The sequence below is a fragment of the Paraburkholderia sp. BL10I2N1 genome (genome assembly GCF_004361815.1).
Lineage (GTDB): Bacteria > Pseudomonadota > Gammaproteobacteria > Burkholderiales > Burkholderiaceae > Paraburkholderia.
This window is the reverse complement of record NZ_SNWA01000003.1, coordinates 36,364-60,028: the sequence shown is the minus strand read 5'-3', so window position 1 is coordinate 60,028 and position 23,665 is coordinate 36,364. Positions and strand designations below refer to the sequence as shown.

Annotated in this window: 17 protein-coding genes and 3 pseudogenes; 4 read left to right on the top strand and 16 right to left on the bottom strand. The window is 61.1% G+C overall.

Features of this window, described 5'->3' with window-relative positions:
* The first annotated feature begins 7 nt into the window (after window positions 1-7).
* A complete protein-coding gene (locus B0G77_RS37995) occupies window positions 8-577 on the top strand; it encodes an SET domain-containing protein-lysine N-methyltransferase (RefSeq protein WP_243751447.1) in 570 nt (189 codons plus the stop codon).
* Between the two features lie 18 nt (window positions 578-595).
* Here B0G77_RS37995 and B0G77_RS37990 read toward each other — a convergent pair.
* Window positions 596-1,374: pseudogene (locus B0G77_RS37990) on the bottom strand (YeeE/YedE thiosulfate transporter family protein).
* Window positions 1,375-1,769: 395 nt separating this feature from the next.
* On the opposite strand from B0G77_RS37990, the gene B0G77_RS37985 reads away from it, so the two are divergent.
* Complete coding sequence (locus B0G77_RS37985; RefSeq protein ID WP_133667091.1) at window positions 1,770-2,078, top strand: DUF4148 domain-containing protein; 309 nt, start codon at window positions 1,770-1,772, stop codon at window positions 2,076-2,078.
* Between the two features lie 953 nt (window positions 2,079-3,031).
* On the opposite strand, the gene B0G77_RS37975 is transcribed toward B0G77_RS37985, so the two are convergent.
* Window positions 3,032-4,168, bottom strand: coding sequence for an IS110 family transposase (locus B0G77_RS37975; RefSeq protein WP_133667090.1), 1,137 nt, complete (start codon window positions 4,166-4,168; stop codon window positions 3,032-3,034).
* 134 nt (window positions 4,169-4,302) lie between these two features.
* On the opposite strand from B0G77_RS37975, the pseudogene B0G77_RS44970 reads away from it, so the two are divergent.
* Window positions 4,303-4,380: pseudogene (locus B0G77_RS44970) on the top strand (IS6 family transposase); the annotation flags it as partial.
* A 71-nt stretch (window positions 4,381-4,451) separates the two neighbouring features.
* On the opposite strand, the gene B0G77_RS37965 reads toward B0G77_RS44970, so the two are convergent.
* The 9 genes from B0G77_RS37965 to B0G77_RS37925 all read right to left on the bottom strand — a co-directional run bounded on the left by B0G77_RS37965 (window position 4,452) and on the right by B0G77_RS37925 (window position 14,707).
* Window positions 4,452-5,375, bottom strand: a complete 924-nt coding sequence (locus B0G77_RS37965) for a polysaccharide deacetylase (protein WP_133667089.1) — start codon at window positions 5,373-5,375, stop codon at window positions 4,452-4,454.
* A 627-nt stretch (window positions 5,376-6,002) separates the two neighbouring features.
* On the bottom strand, window positions 6,003-6,662 hold the full coding sequence (locus B0G77_RS37960) for a hypothetical protein (protein ID WP_133667088.1): 660 nt from the start codon (window positions 6,660-6,662) through the stop codon (window positions 6,003-6,005).
* A 131-nt stretch (window positions 6,663-6,793) separates the two neighbouring features.
* Complete coding sequence (locus tag B0G77_RS37955) at window positions 6,794-7,573, bottom strand: creatininase (protein ID WP_133667087.1); 780 nt, start codon at window positions 7,571-7,573, stop codon at window positions 6,794-6,796.
* Window positions 7,574-7,611: 38 nt separating this feature from the next.
* Window positions 7,612-8,520, bottom strand: a complete 909-nt coding sequence (locus B0G77_RS37950) for an NAD(P)-dependent oxidoreductase (RefSeq protein WP_133667086.1) — start codon at window positions 8,518-8,520, stop codon at window positions 7,612-7,614.
* A gap of 96 nt (window positions 8,521-8,616) precedes the next feature.
* Entirely contained in the window at window positions 8,617-9,408 is a 792-nt protein-coding gene (locus tag B0G77_RS37945) for an IclR family transcriptional regulator (RefSeq protein WP_133667085.1), read from the bottom strand.
* 29 nt (window positions 9,409-9,437) lie between these two features.
* Window positions 9,438-10,175: a 3-oxoacyl-ACP reductase family protein gene (locus B0G77_RS37940; RefSeq protein ID WP_133667084.1), complete on the bottom strand. Its 738-nt coding sequence runs from the start codon at window positions 10,173-10,175 to the stop codon at window positions 9,438-9,440.
* Between the two features lie 18 nt (window positions 10,176-10,193).
* Window positions 10,194-11,816 (bottom strand): APC family permease, encoded by a 1,623-nt coding sequence (locus tag B0G77_RS37935; RefSeq protein WP_133667083.1) that lies wholly within the window; start codon window positions 11,814-11,816, stop codon window positions 10,194-10,196.
* 259 nt (window positions 11,817-12,075) lie between these two features.
* A complete protein-coding gene (locus tag B0G77_RS37930; RefSeq protein WP_133667082.1) occupies window positions 12,076-13,503 on the bottom strand; it encodes an APC family permease in 1,428 nt (475 codons plus the stop codon).
* Window positions 13,504-13,561: 58 nt separating this feature from the next.
* The gene (locus B0G77_RS37925; protein ID WP_133667081.1) at window positions 13,562-14,707 is read right to left on the bottom strand and encodes a branched-chain amino acid ABC transporter substrate-binding protein; all 1,146 of its coding nucleotides are present in this window, start codon (window positions 14,705-14,707) and stop codon (window positions 13,562-13,564) included.
* A 280-nt stretch (window positions 14,708-14,987) separates the two neighbouring features.
* On the opposite strand from B0G77_RS37925, the gene B0G77_RS37920 reads away from it, so the two are divergent.
* Window positions 14,988-15,917, top strand: a complete 930-nt coding sequence (locus tag B0G77_RS37920) for a LysR family transcriptional regulator (protein ID WP_133667080.1) — start codon at window positions 14,988-14,990, stop codon at window positions 15,915-15,917.
* A gap of 14 nt (window positions 15,918-15,931) precedes the next feature.
* On the opposite strand, the pseudogene lipA reads toward B0G77_RS37920, so the two are convergent.
* The 5 genes and pseudogenes from lipA to gcvP form a co-directional block, all read right to left on the bottom strand.
* Window positions 15,932-16,866, bottom strand: a pseudogene (lipA, locus tag B0G77_RS37915) (lipoyl synthase).
* Window positions 16,867-16,878: 12 nt separating this feature from the next.
* Entirely contained in the window at window positions 16,879-18,006 is a 1,128-nt protein-coding gene (gene gcvT / locus B0G77_RS37910; RefSeq protein ID WP_133667079.1) for a glycine cleavage system aminomethyltransferase GcvT, read from the bottom strand.
* Between the two features lie 47 nt (window positions 18,007-18,053).
* Window positions 18,054-19,430, bottom strand: coding sequence for an L-serine ammonia-lyase (locus B0G77_RS37905; protein WP_133667078.1), 1,377 nt, complete (start codon window positions 19,428-19,430; stop codon window positions 18,054-18,056).
* Between the two features lie 3 nt (window positions 19,431-19,433).
* Complete coding sequence (gene glyA, locus B0G77_RS37900; protein ID WP_133667077.1) at window positions 19,434-20,714, bottom strand: serine hydroxymethyltransferase; 1,281 nt, start codon at window positions 20,712-20,714, stop codon at window positions 19,434-19,436.
* 25 nt (window positions 20,715-20,739) lie between these two features.
* Window positions 20,740-23,646 (bottom strand): aminomethyl-transferring glycine dehydrogenase, encoded by a 2,907-nt coding sequence (gene gcvP / locus B0G77_RS37895; protein WP_133667076.1) that lies wholly within the window; start codon window positions 23,644-23,646, stop codon window positions 20,740-20,742.
* Between the last annotated feature and the right edge of the window lie 19 nt (window positions 23,647-23,665).

The window sequence follows — 23,665 nt, the reverse complement described above, 5'->3', positions numbered from 1 at the left end:
GCCATCCGTGCCATCCGTGCCGCTCATACTGTCAATCACGGACCGATCCGCGCGGCACCGTCTGCTGACCGGGTTATGGCGAAGCCGGCAAAGTGCGCATGCGCAGCTGACCGTTAGTTGCGCGCCACACCATCGCTCATTTAAAGCGCGCGAGCGCAGCGGTTTGCTTCGCGCCGCCAGGGTTAATGAAGAGACCGACAGACCTTACGAAAGGGAAACCGACACAACGGGACGGCGACGCGTCACGGCACGACGTCCGCCTGTGCACGGCAGGGCCTGTTTGCGCTGCCGCCCATCGCCGCAGGCGAGCGGCTCGTCGGATGGGCAGCTCGTCGAATACAAGGGTGACTTCACCAGCTGGCGACGTGCCGCAGCCCGTCAGCGGTCAGAAGTCGGGCACACTTTCGTAGTTGCCCTCTCCGACGGACGCTTGATCGACGGCAACCTCGGTAGCAACAGTGCCCGCTTCCTGAACCACGCGTGTACACCCAACTGCGAGGCCATCGAGACGGGCGACCCCGTATTGATCCATGCAACCACCCCAATCGGGCCGGGCGAAGACCTGCCTATCGAGTAACGGCCGAAGCCGGTCCGATCAACAGCCTGTCTGCTTCACGCGCTCGACCGCGAGCTGGAAGCCCGGACGCAGCCTCGTGCCAAGCACGTTGCCGAAAAAAGCAGAGACGAGCCACAGCCAGCCGTGCAGGCTGCCCGACACGATGCCGCTGACGTACGCGCCGATATTGCAGCCGTACGCAGCACGGTCAGCGCGGCGATCGCTGCGAGCACCGCGAGGTTCAGCGCGATCGCCGCGCCGACGCCGAGCGTCTTCACGAGCGAGATCGGCTGGAGATGCGGCAGCGCAGCCCAGAACGGCATGTGCGCAGTCCCGATCACCGAGCCGACGACGAACGCAATCAGCGTGACCACCATCCGCGTGCTGCCGCCGCCAACCGTGTACAACGTGCCGGAGGCGCAGCCGCCGCCGAGCTGCATGCCAATGCCGAAAATAAATGCGCCGATCAGGACCGACGTGCTGACGGGCGCCACTTCGCCGGCGACCGGATCACCGAAGCGTGCCGGCGGAAAGCGCTGGGAAGAACAGCAGCACGCCGATCGCGGGCATCAGCATCTGCGCGCGCAGGGCGGCGCCGCGGCCGTCGGCGATGAACACGCGCCATGCGGACGTGAAGCCGAACGCGGCGTGAAAGAGCGTGACGCCGAGCAGCGCGCCGAGGACGTACAGCGCGGCCTGCTTCGCGCTGACGGTCTGCGCGAGATAGATCGCGCCGAGCGCGACGGCTAGCGGCTTCGGATTGATGTTGACGAGGCGGCGGGGCGTGCCGCCCCGAGCGACGTGGATAGATCGGACATGATGAGCGGGGGCGGGCTCTCTCGTCGCGCGAGCGAGGCACGCCTGTGCAAACGGGCGGTCGCTGCGCGGGGCGGAAGGCCGCGAAAAATCGTTTTGGAAAAGTGTCGAATTGCGGCCGGTGCCTGCCGAGGTCTCCGCTCCTCGATGGCAGGCCGCGCGCCGTGACGCCAGCCTGCAAAGCCCGTCCCCCGGGGCTTTGCGAGAATGGCATGAAACGCCAAGCCGGCTACCGCACGACTGCGATCACTACGCCGGCGGTGTAGTCCTTCGATCTCGCCCGCACACACGGTCGAGCATTTACATGGTTCCTAAGGCAAAATAAACGCGGAAGTCACGCGCGGCCGGCGGCATCGCACCGCTTGCGTTGCGCCAATCGGACGCGTGGAGATGCGCTATGGAAAACTTCCCGAGAAACCGCTCGACGCTTACTGTGTTGGCGCTCCTGCTGGCTGGATGTGCCGCCGGCGGCGTGCCACAAAGCGGGCCGCACCTGAGCCCAACGGAGTGCCGCGACTTGGCCGCGCTTAGAAGCACCGCGCCTCCGACGATGGCGCAACACCACAGCGAGCTCGCCCTCAGGAAAGCGGGCTACGACCCGTCACCATGGTACGACGACCCATACTATCCAGAGGATCTACAGGCGGCACAGCGCCTGGTCGACTATTGGTTCGAAACGGAGTGCCAGCAGTTTCAACCCGGGTAAGAAGCCCCCGAGCCACTGCGGACATCCTCAGACTTAGCCCGTGGCAACCGCGCGTCGCATCGCAGCGCCGATTCCTTGCCGCGTGGGGTGCAAACCGCCCCACGGGTCTCCTTTCAACGAATGCACACGGTGCGCCGCGGTTTTAACCGTCCACTGGTCCGCCCTACTAATATCGCCCAGTTGGTCCCACCAGATCGGCATTAAAGGCCTTCTATCCGTACCGCGCGACGGAGAGATCGAAAGACCGTTGATGGCCGGTCAGTGGCTGACGCGTCGGGCACCGAACCGGCTCGACCCCCGAACCGCCCTTCAAGCATGCTCAAAGTCGACGGCAGCTTCCGGGGCGCAACGGCCGTCCGGCTGGGCAGTCGATATGACAAGTCATCGGCCTAAGCCGCCATTCGGGCAGTCACGGAAATCGCCTTTCGCGAATGGCGGCTTCTATGGGGACGTGTTTGTCAAGCCATACTGATCGTCACGCGGACGGATTGAATTTCATGGCGGCACCAACAGGTTGTAGATTGCATGAAGGCGTGGCATGACATGGCCGTTCCATCCTGGTCCGAGGCGGGGGTGTGACTTGCGTTGGGACGGGTAACGCCCGAACGAACTTCTATCCGTGCAGGGCTTGCACACCCTGCACCTGATGCAGCATGCGCGCGGGGCGCGCTGGCAAACCCCGGTTATGGACGCGCCCCATCTTTGCGATCGGTCGCCGTGTGGTGACCCGCTGCCGTTGCGGGCGCGTCGCCCTTTGATCATGGCGATACGTTCCGTGCCGTGCCTGGGCACCGGGCGGCTCACTGTGGTGACCCGCTTCCGTAGACAGTCAGGCAGTTGGATTTTGAATGGGCCGATTTCCTCCATGTAGGGCGTTACCGCGAGTTGTCCACGGCCGGTCGGCGGGTCGCCTGTCACGACCACGACGCCGGCCGGCGGTGGGCAACTCGACATCAGGCGCTCACAGCCTTGAGGGAGGCCCCGGCGGGAATCTCGCCGTGCTCGAGGTAGCGCCACAGCGCGATGGCCAGGCGCCGGGCCAACGCCAAAATGCCCACGCGTCGCATGCGCTTGCCGCTGCCGGCAAAGCGCCGGTTGAACCACAGGGTCATGAGACTGTCGGGCTGCAGGCGCAGCCAGCGCCACGCGAGTTCGACCAGCATCGTGCGCGCCCGCTTGTTGCCCGCCTTGCTGATGCCTTGCTCGATCTGGCTGTCGCCACTGTTGTAAGGGGTCGGTGCCAGACCCAGGCAGCCGGCCAGCTCGCGCCGGTTCGCGAAACGTCGCCAGCCAAACACCTCCTTGACCAGTACCCAGGCGCCCTTGGTGCCGATCGCGCGCAGCCGGGCCAGTTGCGCCACGAGCGGTTGCTTGCCCTGGACCACCTCCTGGCGCTGTACGCCATGCAGTTCGTTGAGCTGCTGCCTGACCAGTGCCAGCCGCGCGCTCTCACGCTCGATTTCGCCGCGTAACACAGGCGGTACCTGCTCACGATGGCGCTCCCACCAGTACGCCCAGTCGCGCCCGCCCACGGTGACTGACACACGCAGGTTGTGCAGCACGAGCAGGGAGCCGATGCGGTTCGTGTGAGCGATGCGCTCCTGGGTCAGCCGGGCCAGTTCACGGTGCACGCGACGCGCGTCTTCCTGTTCGGGCGTGGGCTCGTGCAGCACGGACCAGCCACGCTCACCGGCGTGGTGGCGCCTCAGCATCGCCAGCAGCCTGTCGCCGTCCAGCCGGTCAGTCTTGGCGCGCCTGGCGCGCCGGTTCACTTCAATGCTGGCGGCATCAACCACGAGGTTGTCGATGCCCTGCTGGCCCAACCAGCGGTGCAGCCACCAGCCATCGCGGCCGGCCTCATAGCAGGAATGCACCCGGGCCTGCGGTTCGAGCTCGCAGCGCTCCCTGGCGCGGCGTATGCAGTCGAGCACCGCAGCCGTATCCCCGGCCTGCGCGCTGTAACGGCTCGGGCCGCGCCGGCCATCGCTGGCCGTCAGTTTCCACGACTTGTCGCCAAGTTCGAAACTCATGTACAGCTCGCCTTGGGTGGCTTTATTCTTTTCTTGTGGGATTGCTTGGGTCGTCGACATTTCCGTCTCCTTCGCGCAGGGTTGGAAATTCCGTTTTAGCTAAACGGGTCCCGCTCGGGTAGTCCCACATAGCATCTTTCGAAAAGATCGAACGGCGTTGTCACGTTCGCAGAGTCGTCGGCTAATATGACTCGATGCAAAAGACGAAATCGCTCTACCACGGTGATCGATTCCCGGCGCCGATCATCAGCCACGCCGTGCGCTGGTACTTCTTGTCGTTAGCTTGCGCTTTGATTTGCTTGACACGCCTAAAGTCTCTCTTTATCAAATCTCACAATTGCTCTTAGTTGTTCTTGCCTGCCGGCGGGAAGGTCACTCTCGCAACAGGCCGGGCGTACTGCGGTATGACGTCGACACGCGCGGCGTATCGCTGTTCCCGATGCGCGGTTTCCACGTAAGCCGCGATTTCCTCCATCGGGGCAAACCAGACATCGCCATGTTTCAAGGCGTTTTCAACGAACTCTTCGAACACGTCCCAACGTGCCGGACGGCCAACAACGAACGGGTGAAGAACGGGAGTCCAGATTCCGCCGTACTTATATGCAGCCTCGAATTCCTGGGCGAACGTCTCGAAGCCGCTCCTGGGCGATCGAATCGGCATCATGTAGTCAAGGTCAAACGATTGGACGAACTGTGGCCAATCATCGATGCCCCAGTGCACGGGTAGCTCAACTAGACGCTTAGCCGTTTCTCTGCTTTCCAGCAGATACGGGACGTCGTCACCCATCAGAGACGTGTCGTACGTGAACCCTCTCGACAACAGAAGATCGAGCGAGTCGTTTGAAAAATTGTACAGCGGAGCGCGCCAGCCGCGCGGATCGACACCTGTTGCCTTCTTGATAATCTCGATACCGAGGTCAAGCCAGTAAGCCTGTTCTTCGCGGGACTGAGCGACGGGATTCTCGTGTAGATATCCGTGGTGGCCAATTTCGTGGCCGTGTTCGAGAATCGAGGTCACTGCCTCGGGGTACCGCTCAATGCACCATGCAGGGATAAAGAAAGTCTGGCGGATTCCGAGCCGTTTATACGAGTCCAGAATCCGCGGCACCCCTACCTGTGGGCCGTATTGAAGCATGGACAGCGCAGACACCCGCTTGTGACCATCCACTGGATGCGTAAGATGGATAAGACTGTCGGCGTCCATGTCGAAAGTTAAACAAGCGGCGCATTTGGCGCCGTTTGGCCACTTGATGGGGTTCTTGATCATCTCTAGTACCTTTGCTCCGTCAGTATGCTGCTTATGCAGCTGTTTTTGCGGACCTTGTTGTATCCGCTGTCCGCTGATCCGGCGCTCGCCGTGTGCGCTAGGGTGGGGAGGTACCCTATGTCGACCGCAACCAGACTTCGCGAACAGTAGCCGATGCACCTCGCGGTTGCTGTAGTCTGCCTCTGTTCCCGCTTGCATCCAGCGCCGGCAGCAAGTATTCCGGCCGTTTGAAACGGTCAACCAGGCTGCGGGGTATCGATATTTATCTCCGTGTTGAGACGCAGCAGCGCGGTGCGAGCGTCGGAGGTTGGCGGTGCAGTCAATCTGCATACGGGCCATTGCACGAACCGTCAGGACTTTCGCGATCGCCGAAAGCAGTCCATGGGTGGCGGCCTTCCATTCCATCTCGTAACCACCAGCACGGTTAATTGCTACGTAAGCAGCGAACTCTCGTCGAGATCGCAGGTAAGGAGTCTGCGCAAAAACCGATCGCGCCATGTCCGTTCGGCGCACCAACGATCGCTTCGGGAAACGGCAGCCGTCGTTGAGTCATGACGCTCGCCGTTGGCACTCGCGTAGTTTCGATGAGGCAACGATCATGCGTCGATGAAGCTTGCAACTTCGCGACTATGCTGCCTGGGCCTTGGGAATCGGAAAGTCACCCGACCCTGTGATGAGACTCCAGCGTTCCCGACTGTCGTCGACCCGCGCAGCGTCGTAGATTTCTGCGCCTAACTGATTAATGTCGAATGCCGTCGACCCTTCGCGCCACGGCAAGTTGGACATCGTGATCGTCCCAACGCCGGCGGCGATCTTCCCGAACGATGACTCGAAGTCCAGAAACGACTCCATTTCGAACCGGCTCGCAATTCCCTGCTCGATCTTCCGCCTCGCGCGCACCGCCGGTGACGTCCACATCGAGCGATTTCGTGTGTAGATAAAGTAGTCGCCTGCGACGCAGAGATATGCCTTCTGATGCTCCCCATCGGCGTTGTCGACGCGCTCCAGAGCGAAGCTCTGTCCTACGCTGTCGGGCAGTTTGTGCCACAACTCGTAGTAGTCGGTCGCAATGCCGATTTCTTCGACATCGTCGCCGTTGAACACCATCTGACCGAAGTCGTCGCTCTCGCGTAGCCGGTAGTCGATTTGGCGAAACCAGCGGCAAACGTCCTCTTCGACTATCGTGACGCCGCAAAACGCCTCCTGAAGAAGTAGTGCCCGGAGCTGTACATCGCTACATTCGCCGAGACTCTGAACACCCGAGAAGTCCGGGCGATCGGCTGGCACCCGGATGTCGGCGTGCCAACAGGGCGTTTGCAGCCAGAATACGCGAGTCGTGAAGTCCCACGGAGCAGTACCTCGACGCAATTTGGACCGTTTCCACACGCCCACGTATTGGGTTGGCACCTTGTTCGCCATCACGCTGCCTCCGCGAATTCTTTCCTGAGCGCGTCGGAGATGCGATCAACGTATTCGTTGAAAAGAGTTCGACCTTTTTCGACCGTGGCACCCTTCGCTGGTGAAAGTACGCCAGACGGAGGAACCCACTCCTGTCGTGTGGGGTGAACGTCGTATGGCGGAAAGACCGCTGCTAGATCGTCGACCAGGCGTTCCATGCGCACAAGTTCCGGGAAAACATGCAAGCCCATCGATGTCTCCAGCACAGCCGCGTGTTCAAGCGCGAAGCCGGGGAAGCCTTCAGGAAAGCACTTGTCCAGCGTCGCCGGTGTCGTGAAGTCCCAGTAGTCGAATCGCACGATCTTCAGGTCGTTGATCCCTTCGTATCGCAGGTCGCGCAGCGCAAGGTCGATCCCTTCAATCGCGAAGAAGAGGTTCTCGCAGTGCCCGTTCATCACTGCAAGTCGCTTCACCCCGTGCCGGGCAAGCTCCTTAATGATGTCTCTCACCACCAGTGTGAGCGTGCCACCATCAAGGCTCGTCGTTCCAGGAAAGTGGTTGCCTCCTCCCATGCGCGGTTGGGATTTGTACCCGTAAGCGATAGGAGGCGCGACGATTGCGGGGACACGGTCCGCGATACCCTTGCAGATCGCGGTGGGCAACAGGTGGTCCGTTCCCATCGGCAGGTGATGACCATGCTGCTCCAGTGCGCCCACCGGGAGCAGCACCGCGAGCGGCTCGGTCTTGAGGCGGTTCTGGTATTCGACCCAGGTCATCTCCGCCATCATGTTCGTCTTCATCTGAATCTCCAAATTGCTCGCGAGACGTGCCGCTGATATCAGTACGCGTTGCTTCGCAGCCAGTCGACGTAGTCGTTTATGCCGTCCTCGAGCGACCACGAAGCGCGGTAGTCCAGCTCGCGCTCGGCCGCCTCGGTGTTCCACGGTCCTTGCCTGTCCAGATGCCAGTAGCCTGATCCGATCTGAATCTCGGCGTCCGGCAGCTTGTTCTTCACAATCGCTGCCATCTCGCGCAGCGAGCAACGCGTGCCGCCGGTGATGTTGAAAACCGCGCCATTCACATCTGTCGCACGTGAGGCAAGAATCGCCGCACGGGCGACGTCATCGATGTGGATCAACTGAAACTGGTGGTCGCCGCCCATTTCCATCTTGAACGGCTGGCCGCTCAGGATTGTTTTCACCATATCGCGGGTGACCTGCGGCATCTTGTTGCCGGGACCGTACACTTCGGACACGCGGATAGACACGACCTCCATGCCGTAGAGATCGTTGTAGACCTTGCCGAAAAGTTCCGTCGAAACCTTCGTCACGCCATAAGGCGTCGTGGGCGACAGCTTCGAGTCTTCCGTCACGTCGCCGTCGATATGTCCGTACACGGTTTCCGACGAAAAATTCACGAGGCGCTTGATCCCGGCGAGACGCATCGCTTCCAGCAGATGCACTGTACCGTCGATGTTTGCCGCCACCGTCGTAAGTGGCAGTTCGATCGAGAGGTCGGGATGGGACATTGCCGCGGTATGAATCACAGCGGTGACCCGATACTTTTGGATCGTCTTCACGATGCAGGGAATGTCGTACAGTTCCCCCTGCACGGCCACCAGATTGTCGCTGTTGACCTCCGCGTAGTCGCGGTTGAAGGAGACCACCGTTTGGCCTGCTTTCGTCAGTTGGGCAACGATCTTTCGACCCACATAACCCAAACCGCCTGTCACCATCGTCACACTCATTCTCTGTCTCCCGATTGTTGAATCGTCTTTCTGGTCCACTCCCATCGAACATGGATTCAACGGGTTTGTACGACCCTCAATGTTTGAAAAATTGCGCTATACAGCGGCGGCATGGGACAGCTGTCGAAATCCCAGTGCCGCAGACACCTGAAGCGCATGCTTCTTGACTAACGCCCCGAGCCGGTCGGGCGAAGGATCCAACACTCTCCCCGTCGGACCAGGCACACTAATCGCACCGATCGCGACACCATTGCGCCCGCGAATGGGAGCAGCGAGACAGCTGGCCCCCTCGGTGAGTTCGTCCTCTTCGACCGCAAACCCCCGCTTCACCACTTCACCCAGCGCCGCTTCGAACTCACACTTGTCAGTGAGGGTGTGCGCGGCACGCTTGATAAGCAGTTCCATTGAAAACACTGCGTCGAGATATCCCTTGTCCACCTGATACGCCAGGATCGCCTTCGCAGACGCAGACGTGTAAGCCGGAAAGATCGAACCAACGCCCGGCACCATCCGGAGCGCGCGGGTTCCTTCCACCTGGTCTATGTAGACGACGTTCTTGCCGTCCAGAACGACCAGATTGCAGGTCTCGCCGGTCTCGGCCGTGATCAATTCGAGGTGCGATCGGGCCATGTGCCTCAAGCCGGAGGTACGTCGTCTCACGGTGGATGAAAAGTGAACCATACGATGCCCGATGACATACTCCTTCGTTCCCGGCTCACGTCCGACATATCCGCACTCGGCCAACGTGGTGAGCAGCCGATGAGTCGTACTCGGTGAAAGCCCTGCCCGTTGTGCAATATCCGCAAGACCGGCCAGACCATCAGGGGCATCGGCGAGGACGTCCAGGATCGTCAGACCTCGCAGCAGCGACTGAACATATGACGTCACGTTACCGCCTCCTCTGGGTAGTCCGATCGCTAGATGGCCGCGCCGCCGTTCGGGCTAACCACCTGCCCGACCATGAAACTGCCGCCGGGTCCGGCGAGGAATTCGATCACGGCAGCAATCTCGTCAGGCTGACCGAACCGTTTGAGGGGGACCTGCTCGCGGGTCTCGTCGTTAAACTCGACCGTGTCGTGAATCAACATATGCGTCTCTACAGGTCCAGGGGCGACGCAATTAACCAGAATGTTCGATGGTGCAACTTCCTTGGCCACCGCTTTTGTCAGCGCGATCACGGCTCCCTTTGAAGCGCAGTACGACGCATACGTGGCGAAACCGATAAGGCCAAGTTCCGATGCGACGTTGACGATGCGTCCACTCTTGCGCTTCAGCATTCCGGGGAGCACAGCGCGGATAGTCGCGAACGTGCCGCCAAGGTTGACAGCCATCATGCGTTCGAAGCGCTCCCACGATTCATCCTGAGTCGGGACCGAATGCAGAATGCCAGCGTTGTTCACGAGGACATCGATCTGGCCAAACTTCCGTTCCGCTTCGGCGATAAAGGCCTCTACCTGCAGGTGATCCGCAACGTCTGCCTGGAACAGCAGCACGTCGCCGCCGTGCTCCTTCGCCACAACTGTAATCTCTTCGAGCGTATCTTTCGTCTTCTCATAGTTGAGGGCGAGAAGCGCGCCCTGACGTGCAAACCGCCTTGCGGTCGCAAAACCTATCCCTCGTCCTGCGCCGGTAATAGCTACTACGTCCCTGCCCATCTTCTGTCTCCTTGCTCGTCAGACCTTGTTGGATTTGCCACGCGACCATGTCTTCGAAAGCTGCCAGGACACAATTCCGACCACGACCAGTGCGACCTCGCCCATCAGGTACTGGAGACCCTGAGAATAGAGAGCGAAACCGGTAAACGCGACTACGACGAGAGGCGGGAACGGCCACAGCGGCATCTTGAATGGACGTTCAACGTCACTCTGGGAGATACGCGCCCAGAAAGCTGCGAGACCGATGCAGAAGTAGACAGCTGCGATCATCGTGCCCGAGAAATTGAGAAGCCAGTCGAGATAGCTGAAGAAGACCAGAATGCAAGCCGGCACGGCAAGCGAGAGGGTCGCCCAGCCCGGAACGGAGAACCTGTTGAGCGTGCCGATGCGTTTGTTGATCGCATCAGGCCAGGCGCCGTCGCGACCCGTCGCGTACACGCCGCGACCGAAATACATCATCAGCGACAAGGCAGCGTTGAATAGCGCAACCATGACGCCAAAGTCCACGACGTACTTTGCCCACGGACCCATTGCGGTTTCGACTGAGTACAACACAGGTGACGGCGCTTTCAGGAATGCAACCAGATCCGGCGCCGCAACCATCGCGGCGAGCAGCGGAACAATGATAGTGATCGACGCGATAATGGCTGACCAGACGACTGCCTTGCCGATGTTTTTCCGACCGCCGTGCAACTCTTCTGCGAATCCCAGTGCGGCGTCATATCCATTGATGACGTTGAATGCGGGAGCGAGCGAAGCGAATACCGCGACCATCCCAACAGCGAACGTCCCGTTGCCCGTCGTATTGAGCATGACCGGGTGCAGAATCAATGCGCCCAGGGGTTGGTGAACATGCGTGAACCCCGCAACCGTTACGATACCAAGCACGGTCAATTCGACAAAAACCATGACCACTGTCAGCCATGCGCCGACTTCGACCTTCGTCACTGCGATAAACGCGGCCAGTGCGATCGATGCGCATGCAATGATCGTATCGGGCAGAGGAAACGCCGGGTACAAGTCGCGGAGGAACTGGGCAATACCCAGACCGATTGATGCAGGAATAATCACACCCTGCAACAGGTAGTTAAACATGGTCACCCAGCTGAACGGCGCAGGCAGGGTTTCGCGAACAAGTGTGTACATGCCACCGGCCGACGGATACATCGACGCAAGTTCACCCAGGCACATCGCGATGAGAACGACCATTCCCATCATAAGAATATTGACACCCGCCGCGAACGTACCCCCCGCTACAAACACTCCCGCCGACAGCAGAAACACCGCCATTGTGGGCGAAACGTCGGCCATTGCGAGGCCGACCACGTGTCCCGTCGACAACCTCTCTTTCAGTGCGTGACTTGCAGGAGTATCGGGTGATACCGAGACGATGTCCGACGTGTCGACATCATATAAAAATTGTTTTTCCATGAATGTCTCCTGGTATTCTGCCGGGCATGTATTTCCGGTTGAGACTAGTTTTACGCGCCGTTTTCCGTTGGGCAATATAGAAATTCCGCGTGTCGGAAATTTCAAAAGATTGTCTTTCGGCCTGATTTCGTCGGGTTTTTGCGGATCGCTCGTGGGAGCATCCTCACTAAAAGCGGCGCGTGTGAGAGTCGATGCGCTGAACGGATACATACAGCTCACCGTTCTTCCTCCCTGCGCCGCGAACCTCAAACTGCGCCTTTAGACGATGCCGTGCCAGCAAGTCCAGGATTCGCGGTACGCCCATGCGACGTGCATGGGCGTCTTTCGGCAGCAACGAGAGTCTGTTGTGATTTCCGGTTTCCGAAATCCAGCCTGAATCGACATCCATGTCGAAGCAGAGCGACAGGCCAGCACAATACGCATCAGGTCATTTAAAGGGCTTCATGTGCATGGGTTATCTCCCAGGTGGTCACGAAGCCTCCAGGTTTTCCGTTGCGGCACCTTCGTTACCGCGCCGGTGGAATATCACGATGAGCATTCCTGCGACGAGGGTTGCCGCGCCCATATACCACGCGTTGTAAAGGTCTTCCGGCGATACGGGGTTGGCTCCGGCGGTGTAGCCGATGTAAGCCAGCGCGCCAACGGCCAATAATGCGGGTGCCGAGAGCAGTACGGCGACGACGAGACGCTGCTGTCTCCACGTCAAGACAATGAACGCAGCCAGAGCCGAGATATACGACGCGACCAGCGTGATCGTGACCACATCGTAGTACCAGACAATCTTGTCGAGAGGTTTCCACCAGACGAGCGCGATGCCGGCAATCGATACCAGAGCGGTCGCGAGCCACGGGGCCTTGTGCCGATTCACGACTCCCAATCCAGCAGGAAGGTGGCCTTCCTCGCTCATGCGGTAGAGCGTTCGAGCGGCAGCGTTTGAGGAGATTTGCAGGCCAGCAGCCGCAGACGTGATAACAACAAAGAGCGCGAGCCAAGCCACGGACGGGGGAAGATACGCGTTAGCCACTGCGGAAATCGGACCACCGTTGCCATTCTCGACAATCGCCGCCAGCTTGTCGACAGGCACCGCATACTGCCAGCCGATCGCGGCGAGGCTGTAGATAACGAAGGCAGAAGTCAACACGAGGAGCATGGACCTCTGAACCGTTCTGACCGGTACACGAGCCTCCTCGATATAGTTGATGGCCGAATCGAAGTTGGCGAGCATCCACACACCGAATAGCACACCTGGACCGATACCTGCGAGGCCTCCGGCATCCCGTAGTGAATACATCGACGCTAGTGACAGCCCTTCGACCCGCGGATGGAGTATGCCGAGCAGCCCTAGTCCGGCGACGACGGCAATCTCGAAGATGAGAAACGTGCCTGCTACTTTTGCCGTCACACCCACGCCGCGGCATGACACTGCGAAAAACCCGAGAATCATCAGCGCCCCGATAATCTTGGCATTCAGTACCCCGCCAACAGACGGACAGAGCGCCTGAATGTACTCCGTGCCTATCAATGCACACATCGGGGTCACTGCGGTACATGCGACCGTGTACGTCCAACCGAGGATGGTGCCGACGTTCGGATGCAGGAATCGCGAACTGAAGGTGAAGATACCGCCTGCGGAGGGCGCATGACGCGTCAGTGAAACCATGCTGAACGCAAGTACCAACATAGGAAAGAAGTAGGCAATCAGAATCGCCAGTGGCGCGCGATGCCCCGTGATGGCGTAGAGAATCGACATCGAGGACGCCGCCACCCACGCCGGAGCATTGAAGCCCAGCGCAGAAAGCGTGACATCCTTAGTGTCCAGCGTTCCATGGTTGAGCGCCGTTTTGAGTTCGCGTACGGTGCCGTACCTGTCATAGCCGATGATTTCAGAGAATTTCATGGGGGTGCTCAAGGCAGGTGAGTTGTAGTATCCAGCGGGACAACAACGGAATTGCAGGTTAGCGTTGCGCGGCGGAAAGCGGCGTCAGTTGGCCATTTCTATAGGTGTAGATCGTGATTGGCGAATCGCTCAGGTCCCGGTTTCCGTCGAACTGGTAGTGGCCCGCAACGCCCTGCATATCCGCGCCGGCAAGCGCCGCGCGATATTGGGCCGGCTCGATCGAGTTGGCCTTTTGCATCGCGGACGCCACGATATTCATCCCGTCGTAGAGCGATGCACTGTAGGTCAACGGATCGGTGTTGAATCGCTTTTTGTAGTCTGTCTTGAACTGCCGTCCAGCCGGTGTCTGATCAAGGACCGGTCCGCCCTGCGGGCAGTACACGCGTCCATCCACCGCGTCGCCGGCAAGCTTCGCCAGTTCAAGATTGCAGACTGCATCGCCGCCGAGCAGATACCCATTCATCGCTAGCCGCTTCATCTGCTTGCGCAACGGAGCAGCCTGCGAGTAGTAACCTCCGTAGAAAATCCCCTCAGCCTTGGTTCCCTTGATGCGCGTGAGAATCGAATCGAAATTGGTCGCCTTGTCGGTGGTGTACTCCCGGTCGACAATCTCAATGCCTTCCGCCCTGGCCGCCTTGACGAACTCGTCTGCGACGCCCTGGCCGTACGCGGTGCGGTCGTCGATAACGGCCATGCGCGTCACCTTCAACTGCTTCGCGGCAAATGCACCCATCCTGCTGCCCAGTTGCGTGTCACTGGCGGAAATCCGGAAGATGAAGGGGTAGCCGCGCTGCGTGATCGACGGATTCGACGCCACGGTCGCCATCACAATGCCCGCGCCATTCACGAGGTTCGAAATCGGAATGGCGACGCCCGAATTGAACGGTCCGAAAATCACTTTGACATTGTCGTCGACCAGGCTTTGGGCCACCGTCATGCCAGTGCGCGGATCGGCTGCGTCGTCCTGCGAAACCAGCTCAAAGCGAGTCTTTTTTCCGCCGATGGTCAGACCTTGCGCGTTCAGGCGCTCGATCGCCATCCTGACACCATTCTCGTCGTCCTTGCCGATCGCGGCTTGCGCCCCCGTTAGTGGCCCGGTCAAACCGATCTTCACCACCTGCTCTTCTCCTGCTGTCGCCAGTAGCGGCGCAAGACTCAACACACCAACTGCCAGCACGCATGCCCCAGCACGTAACCTGATCATCGTCTTCTCCTCGCTCTGTCACATTCACGTGTCCGGCACCTTGCCGCGCTTGCGTGCGGGTCTGGTGCGCTCACAACATAGAAATCGGGGCGTGCCGCACTATTCGGTTTCCCTGCCGAATCCGCTAGAACCTAAACCATCGCGCGAGGCCACCCATCAACCGTCGAGCCACTTATCTGGACGCCGGAGAAATTCATTCTGGGCAGCCAAATTCACAGGTAAAATGGCTAATTAATAGAATGTATTTCGGAAATTTGCGAAGTAATCAGAGGGGGGCGAGATGCAGATTCAGGACACCGATCTCAGGCTGCTGCGCATGTTCGAGACCATCCTGCAATGCGGCGGTTTCGCTGCCGCCCAGCCGATCCTGAACCTCAGTGCATCGAGCATCAGCGAATACATGGCGCAACTCGAAACGCGGCTTGGCCTGCGTCTGTGCGAGCGCGGGCGTGGCGGTTTCCGTCTGACTGAAGACGGTGCGCAGTTGCACGCCGCCGCGGAACGGCTGCTCGGCGCTGTCGACACCTTTCACATGGAAGCCGGTGCATTGCGCAACCAGCTTCAGGGCGTGTTGCGCTTCGGGATGATCGAGGCAACGCTGACGGACACTCATTCGCCGTTGCAGGTTGCGATCCGCAATTTCGGGCAGGCGGCGCCGGACGTCCGTCTGCATGTCCAGATCGAGACACCGGGCAACATGGAACAGCACGTGCTGGATGGGCGGCTCCATCTGGCCGTCGGTCCGTTTCCCGCCCAGATTCCAGGCCTGGACTACACGCCGCTCTATCGCGAGGAGCAGGGACTCTATTGCTCGTCGACCCATCCGCTGTATGAACGCGCAGGCGAGCGTATACCGGTTGCGACGTTAAGCACGTACCGGCTGGCCGCACGCGCTTACCTCGGCGCTCAGGAACTCAAGCTGCTGCGCATGACCCAGGCGGCGGCCACGGTAGATAACGTCGAAGGCCGCGCCATGTTGATCCTCTCGGGCAACTACATCGGCTTTTTGCCGCCGCACTATGCGCAGCCTTGGGTCAATACTGGCCTGCTGCACCGTGTCGACCCGGATCACTACGTTACGCACCTGGATTTCCGCATCATTACGCGCAAAGGCAAAGAGTTCGCCCGCGTGGTGCAGTCCTTTCACGAGCATCTGCTCGAAGCCGCAGACGAAGTCCGCGGCGTGAAGCGAGGATCGCGCAAGAAATGACGCGAAGGTAGCGTTCAGCGGCTGGCCAGTTGCTCCTCGGCATGGTACGAAGAGCGCACCAGCGGCCCCGAAGCGACGTGGCGGAACCCCATCGCAAGCCCGACTTCACGCAGCCGATCGAACTCTTCGGGCGACACGTAACGCTGCAGGGGCAAATGGTGCGCACTGGGTTGCAGGTACTGACCCAGCGTCAGCGCATCCACATCGTGCTCGCGCATGTCGCGCATCACCGCCTCGACTTCCGCCGTTTCCTCGCCCAGACCCAGCATCAGGCCTGACTTGGTGGTGACATCCGGGTGCCGCGCCTTGAAATCGCGCAGCAGTTGCAGTGAATGCGCGTAGTTGGCACCAGGTCGCGCCTGCCGGTACAAACGAGGCGCCGTTTCCAGATTGTGGTTGAAGACATCGGGCGGCGCCGTGGCCAGTGTATCCAGCGCAAGCTGTTTCCTGCCCCGAAAGTCGGGCGTGAGGATTTCGATGCCGATGCCCGGGGTCATGCGCCGCGTCGCTTCGATGCATTGCACGAAATGTCCCGCGCCGTAATGACCGCATAGCGCAGCTTCATCGCGGCAATCGTCCGCGCGAGATTCTCCGGTTCGTTCGCGTCGAGCGGATTGGGCCGGCCGTGACCTACGTCGCAGAATGGGCAACGGCGCGTACAGATATCGCCCATGATCATGAACGTCGCCGTGCCGCTGCTGAAGCATTCGCCGAGGTTCGGACAGTTCGCCTCCTCGCAAACCGTGTGCAGATGGTTGTCCCGCAAAACCTGGCGCAAGCGGTTTACCTCGGCGGCCTGGCCCAGGGGAATGCGCAGCCATTCGGGCTTGCGCAGGTACTGGCCGGGCTGCGTCGGCTCGATTTTGACAGGGATGCGCGCGAGCTTGTCGGCACCGCGCAGCTTGACGCCCGTGGCGTGACGGGTGGCGGAGGAGTTGGTCGTCGACATGGCGTACTCCGGTCAGCCGCGATAGTAGCGTTGTGCAACAAACGGCGTGGGCATCACCGCGACTTCAACTGCCTTGCCGCGCACGTCGGCAAAGAGCCGCGTACCGGGCTCAGACAGTGCTGCTTCGACATAACCCATCGCGACCGGTCCTTTGTACGTCGGACCATAACCGCCACTCGTCACCTTGCCGATCACACATGCGTCGCCATCGCGCAGCACCGCGCCTTCGCGAACCGGCACACCCGAGACCGGCACCAGCCCAACGCGCTTCTTCGGCGCGCCGACTTTCAGGTGCGCCGCGATCATGGGATAACCCGGAAACCCGCCTGCCCGCTCGCCGCCGGGCCGCCGCACCTTCGACATCGCCCAGACGAGACTCGCCTCGACCGGGGTCGTTGACTTATCCATATCGTGTCCATACAGGCACAGCCCTGCTTCAAGACGCAGCGAATCGCGAGCACCCAGACCGATGGGCGCGACAGCAGCCTCTTTCAGCAACTCGCGCGCGAGCGGTTCCGCATGCACGGCCGGGACGGAAATCTCGAATCCATCTTCGCCGGTGTAGCCCGAGCGGCTCACCGTGCAGCTCACGCCGGCCAGATCGAACGTGCCGACCGACATGAAGCTCATCCGCGCGACCGCGGGCGCGTACCGGGAAAGCACTGCCGCAGCTTCCGGTCCCTGCAACGCAAGCAGCGCGCGGTCACCGAGCGATTCGACCTTGCAGTTGCCGAGTTTCTCGGACATCCATGCAAAGTCCTGTCCCTTGCAGGCAGCGTTGACGACCACAAAAAGATGGTCGCCTGCGTTGGCCACCATCAGATCGTCCAGAATCCCGCCGTTGTGGTTCGTGAAGAGTGCGTAGCGCTGGCGTCCCGGCTGCAGACCGATGATGTCCACCGGCACGAGTTCCTCGAAATCCGCTGCGGCATTGGCGCCTGTGACGCGCATCTGCCCCATGTGCGACACATCGAACAGCCCCGCTTGCGCGCGGGTATGCAGATGCTCTTTCAGGACGCCCATCGGATACTGCACCGGCATGTCGTAGCCGGCAAAGGGCACCATCTTCGCGCCGAGTTCGAGATGCAGGTTATACAGCGGTGTTTGCAGCATCGGTGCCGTAGCGATTCCGGTTGCCATTTTCTTCTCCAGCAGTGTGCTGAACGCGGGCCATCGCCCAGCGTATTTCAGCATTCGATAACATTGACCGCGAGCCCGCCGCGCGCCGTCTCTTTGTATTTCGTCTTCATGTCCGCGCCGGTCTCGCGCATCGTCTTGATCACCTGGTCCAGCGACACGAAATGCTGGCCATCGCCGCGCAGCGCCATGCGTGCCGCGTTGATGGCCTTGACCGATCCCATCGCATTGCGCTCGATGCACGGCACCTGGACGAGCCCACCGACCGGATCGCAGGTGAGTCCCAGGTTGTGCTCCATGCCGATCTCCGCCGCGTTCTCGACCTGCGACGGGGTACCGCCCAGCACCTCGGCAAGCGCGCCCGCAGCCATTGAGCAGGCCACGCCGACCTCTCCCTGGCAACCCACCTCGGCGCCGGAGATCGATGCGTTCTCCTTATAGAGAATACCGATGGCTCCGGCGGTCAGCAAAAACCTCACGATCCCATCGTCGTTCGCGCCGGGCACGAAGCGCGCGTAGTAATGCAACACCGCGGGGACGATGCCTGCCGCACCGTTGGTCGGCGCGGTGACGACCCGGCCGCCGCTCGCATTCTCTTCATTAACGGCGAGCGCGTAGAGATTGACCCAGTCGAGCACCGACAGGTTGTCCCGCAAGCTCGCCTCCGGAGTCGACGACAGGTTCCGGTGCAAGGCGGCCGCGCGGCGTTTTACCTTGAGCGGACCAGGCATCGTGCCTTCGGTAGCACAACCGCGCGCGACGCATGCCTGCATCACTTCCCAGATCGCGAGGAGCTGCGCCCGGATTTCGGTCTCGGTTCGCCACGCGCGCTCGTTGGCCATCATCAACTGACTGACGGAGAGGCCATTGTCCACGCAGCGCATCAGCAGTTCCTTGCCTGATCTGAACACAAACGCCTGCGGCGTCGCATCGGCGACGATACGGTCGACACCGGCTGCGTCCTCGTCGACCACGAAGCCGCCGCCCACCGAGAAATACACCTTGCTCCGCAGTTCAACGCCACTCGCGTCGAATGCGATGAAACGCAGACCGTTCGGATGAAAGGCCAGTTCGCGGCGATTGAAAACCAGATGCTGCTTCTCGACAAAGACAATCGTCTTTTGCCCAAGCAGGTTCAGGCGCTGCTCCGCACGAATCACGGCGAGGCGCGCGTCGATCGAATCCACGTCGACGGTGTCGGGCTCGGAGCCTTCGAGGCCGAGCAGCACGGCCTTGTCGCTGCCATGCCCTTTGCCGGTCGCGCCCAGTGAGCCGTACAGCTCGATTTTCACCGTCTCCGTCGCCTGCAGCAGGCCGTGCTCGCGCAAGCCGGCCGCGAACTGCACAGCCGCGCGCATCGGCCCAACCGTATGCGAACTCGACGGGCCGATGCCGATCTTGAACAGATCGAAGACGCTCAGTGCCATGGCTCAGCCCGTCGCTTCAGAGTGTGCGGAAACAGCCGCGTAGACGGGGAACCGCGCGCACAGCGCCTGTACTTTCTCCCGAACCTCGGCGATCACCTGCGGATTGTCGATGTTGTCGAGCACGTCGCAGATCCAGCTCGCGAGTTGCTGGGACTCCTGCTCTTTCAGGCCCCTCGTCGTGATCGCCGGCGACCCGATACGAATGCCGCTCGTCACGAACGGCGATTGCGGATCGTTGGGCACCGCGTTCTTGTTCACCGTGATATGGGCGGCGCCGAGTGCGGCGTCGGCCGCCTTGCCGGTCAGCCCCTTCGCAATCAGGCTGACGAGGAACAGGTGGTTGTCCGTGCCGCCCGACACGACGTGGTAACCGCGCTGCTCGAAGACCTGCGCCATCGCCCGGGCGTTGCTGACGACCTGTTGCTGATAGCGTTTGAACTCCGGCTGCAGCGCCTCGAGCAGCGCGACGGCCTTCGCGGCGATCACATGCATCAACGGGCCACCCTGGGTGCCGGGGAACACCATCGACGCAATCTTCTTCTCGATCTCCGGATTCGCGCGGCCCATGATCAGGCCGCCGCGCGGCCCACGCAGCGTCTTGTGGGTAGTGGTCGTCACGATGTCCGCGTATGGCAGCGGATTCGGATAGATACCCGCCGCCACCAGCCCTGCGACGTGCGCCATATCGACAAACAGATAGGCATCCACCTTGTAAGCAATCGCGCGAAAGCGCTCGAAGTCGAGGCGTCGCGAATAGGCGGAGAAGCCGGCGACAATCATCTTCGGTTTGTGCTCGAGCGTGAGCCGCTCGACTTCGTCATAGTCGATCAAACCCTCTTCGTCGATGCCATACTGCACCGCGTTGTAGAGTTTCCCGGAAAAGCTTACCTTCGCGCCATGCGTCAGGTGGCCACCGTGCGCAAGGCTCATGCCAAGAATCGTGTCGCCCGGCTGCACCAGCGCGAGATACACCGCGGCATTGGCCTGTGAGCCCGAATGCGGCTGCACGTTCGCCCAGTCCGCCCCGAACAGCTGCTTCGCGCGATCGATCGCGAGCTGCTCGGCGACATCGACGAACTCGCAACCGCCGTAGTAGCGCTTGCCCGGATAACCTTCCGCGTACTTGTTTGTGAGGACCGAACCCTGTGCCTCGAGCACGCGGGGACTGGTGTAGTTCTCCGACGCGATCAGCTCGATGTGATCTTCCTGGCGAAGCTGCTCGCCCTCGATCGCGCGCCACAATTGCGGATCGAAACCTTCGATGGACATGCTGGTGTTGACCATGGCTGTCTCCTGTTTACTAGTACTGTCAGGCGGCACGCGCCGTCTCGACTTCGTCTGGATGGGGTTCGGCATAGTCGGATAGCGGCGGGCACGAGCACACAAGATTGCGGTCGCCGTAAACGTTGTCGACCCGGCCCACCGGTGGCCAGTATTTGCTTTCGACGCTGCTCGCGAGCGGGAACACGGCCTGTTCCCGCGAATACGGTCGCACCCATTCAGCGGCGAGATCCTGTGCGGTATGCGGCGCATTGGTCAGCGGGTTATTGCGCACGTCACCTTGACCCAGCTCCACGGCGCGGATTTCCTCGCGGATCGCGATCATCGCGTCACAGAAACGATCCAGTTCCTGCTTCGATTCGCTCTCTGTTGGCTCGATCATCAAGGTGCCGGCCACCGGGAACGACATCGTGGGCGCGTGAAAGCCATAGTCGATCAGGCGCTTGGCCAAATCGTCGACCGTGATGCCGCTCTTCTCCTTCAATGGACGCATGTCGACAATGCACTCGTGCGCGACGAAGCCGTGCTTGCCCGCGTAGAGAATCGGATAGTGCGGCGCGAGCCGGTTGGCGATGTAGTTGGCATTGAGCATCGCCACCTGCGAAGCCTGTCTGAGTCCCGCGGCGCCCATCATCGTGATGTACATCCACGTGATCGGCAGAATGCTGGCGCTTCCCCACGGCGCCGCCGCGACAGCGCCGGCCCGTCGGCTAGGCAGTGCCGAATGTCCCGGCAGGAACGGGGCGAGATGCGTCTTGACGCCGATTGGCCCGACGCCGGGGCCGCCGCCGCCATGCGGAATGCAGAACGTCTTGTGCAGATTCAGATGCGACACGTCGCCCCCGAACTGACCCGGCTTGCACAGGCCGACCATCGCGTTCATGTTCGCGCCGTCGATATACACCTGACCGCCATGGCGATGCACAACGTCGCAGAGGTCGCGAATCGCCTCTTCGAACACGCCGTGCGTCGACGGGTACGTGATCATCAGCGCGGCGATCTGCGCGCTGTGCGCTTCCGCTTTCTGGCGCAAATCCGCCACGTCGACGTTGCCGTTGCGGTCGCACGCTACGACCACGACTTCCATCCCTGCCATCTGTGCCGTTGCCGGATTGGTGCCGTGCGCCGAACTCGGTATCAGGCACACATTGCGATGCCCTTCGCCCCGGCTTGCGTGATAGCCACGGATCGCCAGCAGCCCCGCGTACTCGCCCTGCGAGCCAGCGTTCGGTTGCAACGATACGGCGTCATAGCCGGTGATGACGCACAGCATCTGCTCGAGCTGTTCGATCATCACGCGATAACCTTCTGTCTGATCCTCCGGCGCAAACGGATGCAGGCCGCCGAACTCCGGCCATGTCACGGGAATCATCTCAGCAGCGGCATTGAGCTTCATCGTGCACGAGCCAAGCGGAATCATCGTGCGATCAAGCGCCAGATCCTTGTCGGAGAGGCGGCGCAGGTAGCGCATCATCTCAGTCTCGGAGTGGTAACGGTTGAAGGTCGGGTGTTCGAGGAACGGCGAGCTACGTAGGAGCGCCTTCGGAATCGCGCGGAACACGTACGGTTCGACCGCATCGAAGCCCGGCGGCGTGCCGGTCATGGCGAACACCGACCATAGGGTCTCGACGTCCTGCGCCGTGGTCGTTTCGTCGAAGGCGACGCCGATGCTTGCGTCATCGATCACCCGCAGATTGATTGCGTGCTGCCGCGCCGCTGCGTGAATCGCGGGCGTATGCGCGCCGGTCACAATCGTCACCGTGTCGAAAAAAGTCTGTTGCTGAACCGTGAAGCCGAACTTCCCGACACCCGCGGCAAACACCGCCGTCAGACGATGCACGCGCTCCGCGATCCGCACGAGGCCGGCCGGACCGTGATACGCGGCGTACATGCCGGCGATGATCGCGAGCAGCACCTGGGCCGTGCAGATATTGCTAGTCGCCTTCTCGCGGCGGATATGCTGCTCGCGCGTCTGCATCGCCAGACGCAGCGCGGGCTTGCCGCTGCGATCGACCGATACGCCGACGAGCCGTCCCGGCATGTCGCGCTTGAATGCTTCCTTCGTCGCGAAGAACGCGGCATGAGGACCGCCGAAACCCAGCGGCACGCCGAAGCGCTGCGCGGTTCCCACCACGACGTCCGCGCCGAACTCGCCAGGCGGCTTCAACAGTGTCAGGGCCAGCAGATCCGCCGATACCACCGCGAGCGCACCCCGCTCGTGCGCGTTGGCGATGCAGCCCGCGTAGTCGAGGATGTCGCCTTGCGTGGCGGGGTACTGCAACAGCACGCCAAAGTACTTCGAGTTACGGCATAACTGTGCCGCATCGCCCACGACCACCTCGATGCCGAGCGGCTCCGCGCGTGTGCGGATCACGTCGATCGTCTGCGGATGACAATCCGTCGAGACCACAAACGTGTTCGACCCACTCTTCGAAAGGCGCTGACAGAATGTCATCGCTTCGGCACAGGCGGTGGCCTCGTCGAGCAGCGACGCGTTGGCGATTTCCATCCTGGTCAGATCGGTGATCATTGTCTGGAAATTGAGCAGCGCTTCCAGGCGGCCCTGCGAGATCTCCGGCTGGTACGGCGTGTAGGCCGTGTACCAGGCGGGGTTCTCCAGCAGGTTGCGCAGGATCACGTTCGGCGTATGAGTGTCGTAGTACCCCGTACCGATATGGCTTCTGAAGCGACGGTTTTTCGCCGCCAGTGCTTTCAACGCCTTCAGCGCGTCGACTTCCGTGCGCGCGTCGGGCAACGCGAGCGGTGCGTGTTCAGCGATGTGCGGGGGCACCACGCTCGCGATAAATTCATCGATCGAATCGAAGCCGATCTGTGCCAGCATCTGCGCCTGCTCGCCGGTCGTTGGTCCAATGTGACGGCCGACGAATTCAGCGTGGTTCTGCAGTTGTGCCAATGGCGTTCCAACGTCGCTCATGATCACGTGTTCCTGTGGG